Source organism: Gilliamella sp. wkB108 (assembly GCF_001690195.1).
GTDB lineage: Bacteria > Pseudomonadota > Gammaproteobacteria > Enterobacterales > Orbaceae > Gilliamella > Gilliamella apicola_L.
This window is the reverse complement of sequence record NZ_LZGM01000096.1, coordinates 29777-42897: the sequence shown is the minus strand read 5'-3', so window position 1 is coordinate 42897 and position 13121 is coordinate 29777. Positions and strand designations below refer to the sequence as shown.

Below are 13121 nucleotides of genomic sequence, written 5' to 3'. Positions count from 1 at the left end.
AGGTTTATTGGATAAATGTGATCAACATCAAAATTATTTTTTACCAAGAAGCGGTAACACACCTTTAAATATGTAAAACTTATAAAAAAGACAGAAAAATTATCCCTACCACAACTAAACAGACCATTACTTATTTAAATAGCTTTTTCTCCATCATCAATGTGGCCTTATTAGCAAAATGGAAATGACTTATTCTTTAGCAACTTTTTGTTAACAACAAGTAAGATAATAAGAAACCACAGCTCGGTAGAATTACTGTGAAATGGTTTTCGAATAAAAAAAAGATGAGTAACAACACAATGAGATAATAGCTATGATTTGAAATTGTGCTAGCAATGCCTATTTATGGCATGGATTAGCGCTTTTCATGGGAAAAGTATGTTGTATTGTTTATTTATGGTGTATTACTTGTTTGGGAGGGTAATAAATTGCGCAATTGAATTATCTTTAATAGGGTGTAGCAGAATAACTTTTTTGATAAAAGCGGTATAAATTACTTTAACCTATAGCAACACTAGACCAATAAAACTAATTACCCATTTAATCTAAAACCAATTATTGAAAATAAACACTAGTTAGGATAAAGCGCTTTTAAATTGAAACGATACAAAAAATAACCGCTCAATAGCGGTTATTTCTAGCATAATTAATCAACCATAAGACTGAATAACTTACCATTTTGTTTTACAAATGACTGAGTAACATGCACATCCGTACTATTTTTAATACACAATGGATCACTCACTACATTATCCACAATCACATTATTAAATAAAATGCTGTTTGCATTCTCGATAAAAAATCCTTTACCTGCTTCTGGCTCGACACCTTTAAACATGTCTACTTCACCAGCTTGTGCATTAAGTTGCATTGATACACGAATATTATCAAAAGTAATATTGGAAATAGGTGATTCAGGTAATCCATATAAAAAGCCTGCATAAGCACGAACATTTTTAGCAATAATATTTGAGAAACTAATATTATGACATGCTGGCGTTGCATCATTTACCGGTAATGGATCTTTATTCCAAACAATTGGATCGTTACCTTTAGGGCCACAGTAATAGTAATAGTTCATAACAAATGCAGATAGCACTTCATCCATGACGATATTACTAAAAGTAATATCAGAAATGGTTCCCCCCCTTCCGCGACGAGTTTTGAATCTAACGCCTCGATCGGTTTTTTGGAAAACACAGTTAGTAATAGTTACATTGCGAATACAACCGCTCATTTCACTACCCAGAACCACCGCGCCATGACCATGAATCATATTACAATTAGTAATTAGGATATTTTCACATGGACTTTTTTCAGCGGTTTCTTCTGTACCAGCTTTTATCGCAATACAATCATCACCTACATCGATATAACAATTTGAGATCCGCACATTACGGCATGATTCTGGATTAATGCCGTCGGTATTAGGTGAATCAGCAGGATTAAGAATTGACACATTATCAACAACAACATTATTAGATTCCATTGGGTGAACCGTCCAACTCGGTGACTGAGTTAAAAATACCCGTTCAATCGTCACACGTTCACAAAAATCAAAACCAATAAGATAAGGTCTTGGGTACTTAAGATTACTACGATCATTACGGAATATATGCCACCATTTTTGACCGTTACCATCAATTTTACCACCACCTGTAATGGTTACATTTTCAATGTTCTGCCCGTAAAGACATGGCATATACACATCTTGCTTTACCCCTTCCCAACGAGAATTTACAATTGGATAATCTTTGGCATCGTCAGAAAATAATAATGTCGCGCCTGACTCAATAATCATGGTTAAATGGCTACATAATTTAATTGCACCGGTATAATAAGTACCAACTGGAACAACAACGGTTCCGCCACCTAATTTTTCAATATGTTGTATCGCTTTTTCAAATGCTAATGTATTAATAGATTTTCCGTCACCTATTGCGCCAAAATCTACTACTGATACAGTATTCATTATTCTGTCCTTCAAATTTAATTACGCGAACTATATCGTATTTGATATAGCTCGCTACTTACTTTACTAATAACAGGATTTAGTTTTTACTTATCCTGATAAATAACTCAATTATTTTGGTTCTGTTGCAGAACTTTTTGCTTTGAAACCTATATTGTTATTACCGAAACATTTTTCATAAGCAATACCGGATAGCTCTTCCACAATTTTTTTCGTTTCAGGTGTGACATCTTCCATTTTCCCACCTTCACGAATTCGTGCGACTTCATTAATAATCACAGAATGCGTAGAATGATCGAGTTTCATTCGCCATGCAAAGAAAGCGCCAATAAGAGCCATACCAACAACACCATAAAGAATAATGCCATTTATTGCATTTACCGCACTTTGTGGTTGAACATGGGATTTTGACTCAAAACCGTAAGCACTTAGAATCATACCAAGAACAAACACAATAGAAGCTCGAACTAATTTACCTGCCATAGTCATTGCTCCGGCATAAACACCTTCACGACGCCTGTTGGTAACAACTTCATCCACATCAGCAAGGAAAACGTAGACACTCCATGGAATATAATAAACACCACCTGTTCCTAAACCGAACCAGATAGTTATACCAATGACAATCCAAGTAATATGAGGAAGATTTAAGTAGTAAATACCAACATAACCAATCATCGAAGAGATAACGATTAACAGTGCAATAATAAATGGCTTTTTGAAGCCTTTTTTCGCACAGTACATCATGAAAAAGGCTGTTGAAACTAACTGACAAATACTGCTAAGTGAATTCATTTCAGCAACGAAAGATCGTGGTTCACCCAAACTAAATACTATGAAATAAGTGAAAACAGCCGTAAATAACCATTCCGCACCAAAACCAAATAGATACATGCCTAAATGGGTTCTGAACGTTTTAATACGAAATGTTGATAAAATATCAATAAACAGTTTTTGCAAAGCTTCCCAAAAGCTATGCACAGATTCATCTTTAACTTCTTCTCTTGGTTTTTCCCAGCTATTACAATAAAGTAAAATTAACGCTAACATCATAATAGATGCGTAAGTAATACCGGTTAACAGGAATGGAGTAGCTGATTCTTTACTATAAAAATAGAAGAACAAACCAGGAATGGCCGCACCTAAAAAATTAGCAACTTTACCAAACATTGCTTTTGAACCAGTCAAATAAGTACGTTGTGAAAAGTTAGAGGTCATCTCGACAGGTAACGTATTAAAAGGGATCATAATACTGGTATAGATGATTTCAAATAAAATATATGTGATCAGGTAGTACCAAAATCCCATGCCATTAATCCAAAGCATCGGATAAATAATCATTAATGGAATACCTATAAGAATGAAAAATCGGCGTCTCCCAAAACGTCTACCTATCTTAGTTTGATAGAAATTATCAGTAATAAATCCCATTAATGGATTAAGAATCACATCTAAATATGTAGCGATTGAAAAAATTAACGCTGCTTGTACAACCGACAACCCACAAAAAGTAGTATAAAAATAGAGTAACCATGCACCACTAATTGCTAATGCACCACTACCAATTAAATTACCACTCCCATATGAGAATCTTACTAACCATGTAATTTTTCTCTCTTTATTTTCGTTCATAAATATTACCTATATTATTTGTAAAAAAAACGATCCCCTATGCATTAAGCCCAAAGGACTTAATGACATGATTAACTAATGAATAATTAATTTATTCTTAGAGGGTTACGCCACTTTTTAAAATGGCTAAATTCTTGAAATTATTTTTTTCATTGCATGTTTTCATTCCGTTAGCAATAAGAACAATTTGGGAAATAAATTCGGTCAATAATGATTGCATTGACACACCTTGGATAAGTTTGCCAGCATTAAAATCAATCCAATTAATTTTTTTCTCGGCTAATTGCGTATTGGTCGCAATTTTAACTGTAGGAACAATACCACCATACGGCGTCCCTCTTCCTGTTGTAAATAACACCATATGGCAACCGGCAGCGGATAAAGCGCCGGTTGCAACTGCATCATTACCTGGTGCGCTCAGTAGATTAAGCCCAGGAGTAGTTAACCTTTGACCGTACTTAAGTACATCGACAACTTCGCTTCCACCTGCTTTTTGAGTACAACCCAATGACTTTTCTTCTAGTGTAGTAATACCACCCGCTTTATTACCCGGTGAGGGATTTTCATAAATTGGTTGATTATTTGAAATGAAGTATTGTTTAAAATCATTAATCATATGCACCGTTTTATCGAAAGTTGATTCATCAACACAGTGCGACATTAAAATATTCTCTGCGCCAAACATTTCGGGTACTTCAGTTAAAACACTGGTACCACCATGTGAAATAACATAATCGGAAAATAGCCCTAACATTGGGTTAGCGGTTATGCCAGAAAAACCGTCAGAACCACCACACTCAAGACCAAATTTCAATTCACTTAAGTGACCAAGTTCGCGTTTATCTTGTTTCATAATAGCGTAGAGTTCTCTTAAATGAACTAACGCTGATTCAACCTCATCGGTTTCTTGTTGAGCGACAATAAATCTAACTCTGGATTCGTCATATTCACCTAAGTCTTCTTTAAATTCTGAAACTTGGTTATTTTCGCAACCTAGACCAATAACTAGCACAGCACCTGCATTAGGATGTTTAACTAAATCTTGTAGTATCACTTTAGTATTTTTATGATCTTGTCCTAATTGAGAACACCCATAAGGATGTTCTAATACGGTAATGCCATCAATATCTAATTGATTATTCAGTTCCTGACAAAACTGCTTAACAATCTGCTGAGCAATACCATTTATACAAGTAACGGTAGGTATTATCCAAAGCTCATTACGAATCCCTACTTCACCATTTTTTCGACGATAAATTTGTACTTCTTTATCGGCTATTTCATGTAGTAACGTATTTTGGGACAAATCAGGTTGATATTTATAATCATCAATATCATTTAAATTGGTTTTTAAATTTTGTGAATGGATATGTTCACCCGCTTTTATCAGACAAGTAGCATGTCCGATTGGTAAACCATATTTAATAACATTTTCATTTTGATTAATATCAGTAAGGGCAAATTTATGACCTTGCTTGATAGGTTGTTGTAAATCAATGGTTTTTCCATCGATCACAATATCTGCTTCATGTGCTTCTAAGTCAGATAATGCCACGCCGACATTATCTTTATTATTTATTTTTATAAATTTTACCATTGTATTGCTCATTTTATTTACTATTGGTCACACATTGTTTCATTGCCTGTCGCATACCTTTTTCGGTGATAACAGATAGATATTGAGTTAATGTTTCTGCTAGTTGAGGAATACTTAATAAATCATGCTCCCAATGTTTCTCATCACTCAATACACTATGGACTAACGCTGATAGTGTTTCTTTACCTTCAGCAATATTTGCCCAACTCGTATTGAAACGTGTTAACCAAATAGCGTCGTCTTGTAATGGATAGTTCTGACCCTCTCTGACACCGCGATAAAAAGCGATTAATGCAGCAAAAGAGAATACGAGATGTTGTGGTAAAACCCCCTGCTCTTTTTGATAAGCAATCAATTGAGGCAAAATACGAGTTTTAAATTTTGTCATGCTATTTAAAGCAATCGACAATAATTGATGTTCAATAAATGGATTTTTAAAACGGCTAATCACTGATTCTGCAAAATCAACTAATTCTTGATGAGGTAAATCTAAAACAGGGATAATCTCATCAAAAATAGTTGTTTTGATATAAGATAAAATTTGCGGATCTTTCATTGATTCGCCAACAGTATCAATACCTGATAGATAAGCTACTGGAACTAAAGCAGTATGAGCGCCATTTAAGATCGCTACTTTACGCTCTTTATATGGCTTAATATCATCAACTATCTTGATGTTCATATTGCACTTATCTAAACAAAGTTTTTCAGCTAACCATTGTGGTCCTTGAATAACAAATAAATAGAAATACTCAGCTGAATCAATAAAACTATCTTTATAACCAAGTTCTGCCTGTAACTCTTCAATTTGTGCTTTCGGATAACCTGGTACGATTCTATCGACTAATGTTGAACAGAATAAATTATCATTTTCAAGCCAATCAATAAACTTGTCCGACAAGTTCCACTGATGAGCATATTTAAGTACTAATTTTTTAAGTGCATCACCATTATAATCAATCAACTCACATGGAATAATAATCAAACCACTTTCTTTACTACCGGCAAAATGAACAAATCTTTCATATAAAAAAGCAGTTAACTTAGCAGGATAGCTTGTTGCTGGACGGTCTGTTAATTGATCGCTTTCAACATAGCTGATACCTGCTTCGGTAGTATTTGAAAAGATAAACTGAATATTAGGATCTTTAGCTAATTGCATATATTCATCATATTGAGTGTAAACATTTATCTCGTTATTTACCGAACGAATCATCCTAAATTCTTTTACTGCTTCATTACTTTCATTCAATCCACGAATGAGGGTGGTATAAAGGCCATCTTGGGTACTTAAAGGTGGTGGAAAATCAGTATTTAAAGGACGAACCACAACCACGCCAGCATCAAGATTAGTCTTCTCATTTAAGATATCTAACTGCCAATCTAAAAAAGCGCGTAAAAAATTACCCTCGCCAAACTGAACAACACGTGTAGTATATTTTGCACCGGGGAAATCAACTCTATTTAATGTCTTCATTTATATAACTCTTTTTGTAAATTAATCTATTTATGACTAAGGTAATTTTTTTAGTTTAGTTCGATACCAAAATAGTTTTTTGCATTATCAAAACAGATATTTTTAACCATTTGACCCAATAATTGGATATCGCGTGGCGCTTCACCGTCCTCAACCCAACGTCCAATCATACGACATAAAATACGTCTAAAATATTCATGGCGAGTATAAGAAAGGAAACTGCGACTATCAGTTAACATACCGATAAAACGACTTAATAATCCAAGTTGTGCCAGTTGATTCATCTGACGGATCATGCCGTCTTTCTGATCATTGAACCACCAACCTGAGCCAAACTGCATTTTGCCTTCAATACCTTCACCTTGGAAATTACCAATCATGGTTGCAAGAATTTCATTATCAGAAGGGTTGAGACAATAAAGTACCGTTTTAGGTAAAGCATTTTGTTTAGCTTGAGCATCTAATAATCGTGACAGAGGTTGAGCTATAGGTGAGTCATTAATTGAATCGAATCCGATATCAGGTCCCATTAAATTAAACATTCTTGAATTATTGTTGCGTAATGCACCAATATGATATTGTTGTACCCAAGCACGTTTGTTATATTCACTACCAAGGAAAATAAGCACAGCAGTTTTAAATTGAGCTTCTTCTTGTGCGCTTAATACTGTACCGGTCAAACGTTTAGTTAAAATTACATCTAACTCTTTTTCAGTCGCTTCTGCATAAACAACAGTATCTAAAGCATGGTCAGAAACTTTACAGCCATGTTGAGCAAAATAATCCATTCGTTTTGATAAAGCCTGACAAAGCGCATGGAAAGAAGAAATGGTAATATCGGCAACTGTTGATAATTTTTCAATATAAGCAACGAAAAATTCGGAATTAATATTAACAGCTTTATCTGGGCGCCAACTTGGTAACACTTTTATGTCAAATGAGTTATCTTGTGCAATAGCTTTATGATGCACTAAGTCATCTACTGGATCATCAGTAGTACCAGCCATTTTTACATTCATTTTTTTCATAATACCACGGGCTGAAAATTCTTTTGTTTCCAGCATTTCATTACAAGTATTCCAAATAGTTTCCGCAGTTGTTGGAGAAAGTAAAATATTATCAATACCAAAAGGTCGACGAAGTTCTAAATGAGTCCAGTGATAAAGTGGATTACCAATGGTATAAGGTACAGTTTCAGCCCACGCTTTAAATTTCTCATAATCACTCACTTCATGACCTGTACAGAATTTTTCAGCTACACCGTTAGTTCGCATTGCACGCCACTTATAATGATCGCCTTTCAACCAAATGTCATACAAGTTTTTGAATTGGTAATCTTGAGCAATTTGTTCTGGTGGCAAATGGCAGTGATAATCAAAAATTGGTTGCTCCGCAGCATAATCATGATAAAGCTGACGAGCAAATTCAGTATCTAGTAAAAAATCTTTAGTCAAAAAACTCATTTTTTTCTCCACAAACATTGGAATCTATCTTACAACTACAAAATCTAAAAATGGTTTTGTATGTCGCTATTATTGAGGTGGAACATTAAAATCAATAATAACATGTCAGTCAACTAAAAAAGTTGACCTACATCACATTATTTGAATATAACCACATTATATGTCTGGTTATTGATTAACAATAATCATGGATTATTAATAGATTTGTAAAAAATTAGAGTAATGTTATTTAACTAAAGGCAATTAGATGTTATTTTAAATTTATAAATAATTTATGACTTACACAAAATCAATTATGACCCAAGAACAAAATGAACATCAACGACTGTATCAAGTTATCGCTACAGAATTAAAAAACCGTATTATTAATGGAATTTATCCGATAGGTGATAAATTACCGTCGGAAAGATTAATTTGTGAAGAGCTTAAAGTAAGCCGTTCAGTGGTAAGAGAAGCAATTATTATGCTCGAAGTTGAAGGCTTCGTTGAAGCACGAAAAGGGTCAGGTATTCATGTTATAGGCAATAGCCTACAAACGAATATTCTAGCTACTTCACAAGGTTTGAATTTTGCAACCACTGGACCATTTGAATTACTACAAGCACGTCAACTTATTGAAAGTAATATTGCTGAGTTTGCAGCAACCCAAATCACCAAAGATGATATTGTTAAGTTACTGGAAATTCAACATAAAGCTCAGAAAGAGGATCATTTTCGCGATTCTGATTGGGATTTAAAATTCCATACACAAATTGCCATGATTACACGTAATACCGCATTAACAACCATTGTCCAAGAAACGTGGCAACAACGAACACTTAATCCCCTATGGAAAAAATTGCATGAACATGTACCAGAACAAGATATTGATAGCTGGTGGGATGAACATGAAAAAATCCTTGAAGCATTAATTAATCGAGATCCCAAAGCAGCTAAACTTGCAATGTGGCAACATCTGGAAAATACCAAAAAAATGCTATTTGATGCAACCAGTAAGGATTTTGAAACTAAACGTGATCACTATCTATTTTCTGATAATCCGGTTATCAGTATCAATGAAAATGAATTGGAGTAAATATTTTACTCAAAGGTCCCAAGGATCCTAACCTCATGTTTGGGGTTAGGTCTACACAAAATCGTAATAATTCATGTGTTAAATAATCAACAATTTTTGCTTATGAAAGTTGCATTGATGCTGTGACATAATTCACTGATTATTATTTAATATTCATTGCTATCTTTTTTAACCATGACAATTTTTATTTAACTGCTATTTATGCTATAACTGCGCCAACAACTTATTTTTGATAAAGGATCTGATATTTTCTTAAAGTTGTCAGTCAAAAATAGTTCACGTTTTACATAAAAAGATCTGAAATGTTGTCATTGAATTATTGTATTAGCCTATTTTAAAAAATTCTTTAGCACCGTTAACCTGAATCAACAAAAGAACAAATAGAAATATACAAATTATAAACAACGAGTTAATAAAAAATCAAAAATGAATGATAGTAGATAAGAGAAAAAATGATGATAAAATATGCTTATTTGAATCTGAAAGCCATTCACTTACGAGAAATGGTAGCACTTATATTGCACAATAATGAGTATTTATAATGGTAAAGCGAAGAACTGGGCTATTAGATATTGCAAAACAAGTCGGTGTAAGTAAAGCGACAGTAAGTCGTTATTTAAATACACCTGATCTTGTATCTCCTTCATTACAAAAACGAATTTCTACAGTTATTGAAACACTTGGATATCTACCTAATAAAGTTCCCAATATGTTATCCAATGCTAAAAGTCATGCAATTGGTGTTTTTTTGCCTTCCGTAACGAGTCAAATCTTCACTGATGTGTTACAAGGTATCGAAACAATAACAGACCAAAATGGTTACCAAGTCATGATAGCCCATACAGGGCGTTACAAAGATAAAGAAGAGATGAGATTACGCTCACTACTCTCTTATAATATTGATGGTTTGATACTGACTGAACGTAATCATTCACCGGCATCCATAAAAATGATCCAATTAGCTAACATTCCTATTGTCGAAATAATGGACAGTGTTACACCATTTATAGATATGGCGGTCGGTTATGATAATTTTCAAGCATCAAAAAATATGGTTGATCGCATGATCAAAGCTAATAAAAAGCATATTGTCTATTTGAGTACCCAACTAAATGAAAGAGGTGTGTTACGTAATAAAGGGTATGAAGCGGCAATGGCTGAACATCACCTAGAAACGTTCGCTATCTTATCTAAAGAATTACCTTCGTATGCATTAGGCGAACAACTATTACATCAAGTATTAAAGGAATACCCTCAAGTCGACGGAATTTTTTGTTGTAACGATAGCCTTGCTCTAGGGGTGCTTTTTGAGTGTCAACGCCTTAATATTGCTGTTCCTCAGCAAATAGCTATCGCAGGATTTCATGGATATGATATTGGACAATCTGTAAATCCAAAATTAGCTTCAGTACTAACACCAAGATTTGAAATGGGCAAAATCGCTGCTGAAATGCTACTTAAGCGTTTAAACGGAAAGATAATACCGTCTAATGTAGTTGAACTACCCGTTAAATATATTGAAGGAGAAAGTATAACCACTTCCCCTATTACTGTTAATGAATCCTTACGATTATAATTCAATCAGAACAATAAAATCCCTTTGATATTATTAAAAATAATATCTAATGTACAAATAAATAATAACAAAGCTGATGACTATAAGGTAGAAAGATACTCAAACAATATTTCATTATTTATCGGCTTTGTTAAACATAAATTATGTACATCTGTTTTCTCTGATATACCACATTTACAGTCACAATAGCTTCACGTTAAAAATTGATGCACATATAAACTTAAGAGAGTTTATAAAAATGTTGCTTAAAAAGCATTGCATCGTAATCATATTGATCTAATAATATGTTCAGCAAGGATAGGGATATTAAAATTAATAGGATTTTTTCGATATTTTTAAACTTTTTTTAAAAAATGTGATCTTACCTACAGATATTCACCATCTAATTTAATATACTCCCTCAACTTATATACATCAATGAAACCGGTTTCTTTGGAAAAGAAACCGGTTTCATTGAAAATTTCTATACAATTCTATTGGTTATATTTTTTACAAATAATCCCGAATAGATAAATAGAGTGAATAAAATAAATAGATGATAGGAGCTGTACCAATGGCAGTAGTTTTAACAACCGCTAGAGCTTTTGCAACTTGTGAAGCGGCAAAAAAAGTTTTAAATGATGCAGGACATGAAATTCGAATTATCACCCCAGATAAACCATTAAAAGCTGAAGAATTAATTCCACTAGTAAAAGATGTTGATGCAGTTATTGCTGGTTTAGATTTTATAACCCCCGATGTAATTAACGCCGCCCCAAAGTTAAAAATTATTGCGCGTAATGGCGTTGGTTATGATCGTGTAGATGTAACAACCGCCAAAAAAAATAATATCGAAGTGACAATCACCCCAGGAACAAACAGTTTATCTGTTTGTGAACTTGCGTTCTCATTTATTACTGGATTAGCTCGTAAAATCCATGTCATGGATACAAGCGTTTGTGCAGGTTCATGGAAAAGAGAAAATGGAATTGAGTTAAATGGTAAAACCATTGCTATTTTTGGTACAGGGGCAATAGGCCGAAATCTTGCAATACGCTGCACTGCATTTGGTATGAAAGTTCTGGCATATGATTTATATCAAAACGAAGAACTTAAAGAAAAATATGGTGTTAAATATTATGATTCAATGACACCACTGTTTGAATCAGCAGATTTTATTTCATTACACCTACCAGCAACCGAACAAACGCGCAATATGATTAATAAAGAAAGCATCAGTAAAATGAAAAAAGGTGTTTATATCATCAATACAGCTCGCGGAGATTTAATTAATAATGACGATCTCTACGAAGCATTAACCAGTGGTTATATTGGTGGTGTAGGACTCGATGCATTTACTGAAGAACCTTTTACTGATTCACGCTTTTTTAATCATAAAAATGTCATTTTAACGCCTCATACAGGCGCATTTACCCAAGATGCAATAGTAAAAACACTTGTCATGGCCGCCCAAGATGTAGTCAGAGTACTTGACGGCAATAAGCCATTACATTCAGTAAGTCAGTAAAAATAAGAATCAAAAAATCCATATTAAATGTGGGTTATTTTTGTATAAGGTCAAATAGAGTTTTATTCATTATTAGAGGTTACTAACATGAAAAATTGGAAAAGATCAGCAGAAGAAGTTTTATCTTTAGGGTCGGTAGTTCCAGTAATTGTAATAGAAGATATCAAAGATGCCGTACCTTTAGCAAAAGCATTAATTGCTGGTGGAGTAAAAGTATTAGAAGTCACTTTACGTACCGCATGTGGACTTGAAGCAATTAAAAAAATAATGGCAGAAGTTCCAGAAGCAGTTGTAGGGGCAGGAACGGTCACCTCAGTTGAACAACTGAAAGAAGTCACAAAAGCAGGTGTTGAATTTATTATTACCCCAGGATTAACACCATCTATTTTAAAAGCTGCTGTTGAAGGTTCAGTGCCAGTAATTCCGGGCGTTGCAACAATCAGCGAATTAATGACAGCTAAAGAAGCAGGGTTAACGGCATTTAAATTCTTCCCTGCGGAGATAAACGGCGGTACTGCTGCACTTAAAGCATTCTCAGGTCCAATTCCTGATGCAAAATTCTGCCCAACTGGTGGCATTAATCTTAAAAATTATCGCGATTACCTTGCGCTGAAAAATGTAATTTGTGTTGGTGGTTCTTGGTTTGTTCCAACTGATTTCATTCGCGAAGGCAATTTTTCAGGAATAACTAAATTAGCTAAAGAAGCAGTAGAAGGCGCAAAGAGTTTTGCCTAACTATCTGAATGTCAGCATTAATAATTTTAGTTAAGAAACGCTGTTAAGTGATCTTTAATTGACTTATCAGTAATAAATACTTAAACA

Annotated in this window: 9 protein-coding genes; 4 read left to right on the top strand and 5 right to left on the bottom strand. The window is 33.9% G+C overall.

Annotated features, from left to right (window positions below):
• Positions 1 to 646 precede the first annotated feature (646 nt).
• The 5 genes from A9G11_RS11205 to uxaC form a co-directional block, all read right to left on the bottom strand.
• Entirely contained in the window at positions 647 to 1972 is a 1326-nt protein-coding gene (locus A9G11_RS11205; RefSeq protein ID WP_065619698.1) for a glycoside hydrolase family 28 protein, read from the bottom strand.
• A 111-nt stretch (positions 1973 to 2083) separates the two neighbouring features.
• Positions 2084 to 3604: an MFS transporter gene (locus A9G11_RS11200; protein ID WP_065619697.1), complete on the bottom strand. Its 1521-nt coding sequence runs from the start codon at positions 3602 to 3604 to the stop codon at positions 2084 to 2086.
• A gap of 97 nt (positions 3605 to 3701) precedes the next feature.
• Positions 3702 to 5201 carry a UxaA family hydrolase gene (locus A9G11_RS11195; RefSeq protein ID WP_065619696.1) on the bottom strand — a complete coding sequence of 500 codons (1500 nt, stop codon included), beginning with the start codon at positions 5199 to 5201 and terminating at the stop codon, positions 3702 to 3704.
• 13 nt (positions 5202 to 5214) lie between these two features.
• Entirely contained in the window at positions 5215 to 6678 is a 1464-nt protein-coding gene (locus A9G11_RS11190; protein WP_065619695.1) for a tagaturonate reductase, read from the bottom strand.
• A 50-nt stretch (positions 6679 to 6728) separates the two neighbouring features.
• Complete coding sequence (uxaC, locus tag A9G11_RS11185; RefSeq protein WP_065619694.1) at positions 6729 to 8141, bottom strand: glucuronate isomerase; 1413 nt, start codon at positions 8139 to 8141, stop codon at positions 6729 to 6731.
• 274 nt (positions 8142 to 8415) lie between these two features.
• Here uxaC and exuR point away from each other — a divergent pair, with 274 nt between their 5' ends.
• The 4 genes from exuR to A9G11_RS11165 all read left to right on the top strand — a co-directional run bounded on the left by exuR (position 8416) and on the right by A9G11_RS11165 (position 13034).
• Complete coding sequence (exuR, locus tag A9G11_RS11180; protein WP_218056134.1) at positions 8416 to 9216, top strand: transcriptional regulator ExuR; 801 nt, start codon at positions 8416 to 8418, stop codon at positions 9214 to 9216.
• A gap of 541 nt (positions 9217 to 9757) precedes the next feature.
• Complete coding sequence (locus tag A9G11_RS11175) at positions 9758 to 10792, top strand: substrate-binding domain-containing protein (protein ID WP_065619693.1); 1035 nt, start codon at positions 9758 to 9760, stop codon at positions 10790 to 10792.
• Between the two features lie 553 nt (positions 10793 to 11345).
• On the top strand, positions 11346 to 12299 hold the full coding sequence (locus A9G11_RS11170) for a phosphoglycerate dehydrogenase (RefSeq protein ID WP_065619692.1): 954 nt from the start codon (positions 11346 to 11348) through the stop codon (positions 12297 to 12299).
• An 87-nt stretch (positions 12300 to 12386) separates the two neighbouring features.
• Positions 12387 to 13034 (top strand): bifunctional 4-hydroxy-2-oxoglutarate aldolase/2-dehydro-3-deoxy-phosphogluconate aldolase, encoded by a 648-nt coding sequence (locus tag A9G11_RS11165; RefSeq protein WP_065619691.1) that lies wholly within the window; start codon positions 12387 to 12389, stop codon positions 13032 to 13034.
• The last annotated feature ends 87 nt before the right edge of the window (positions 13035 to 13121 follow it).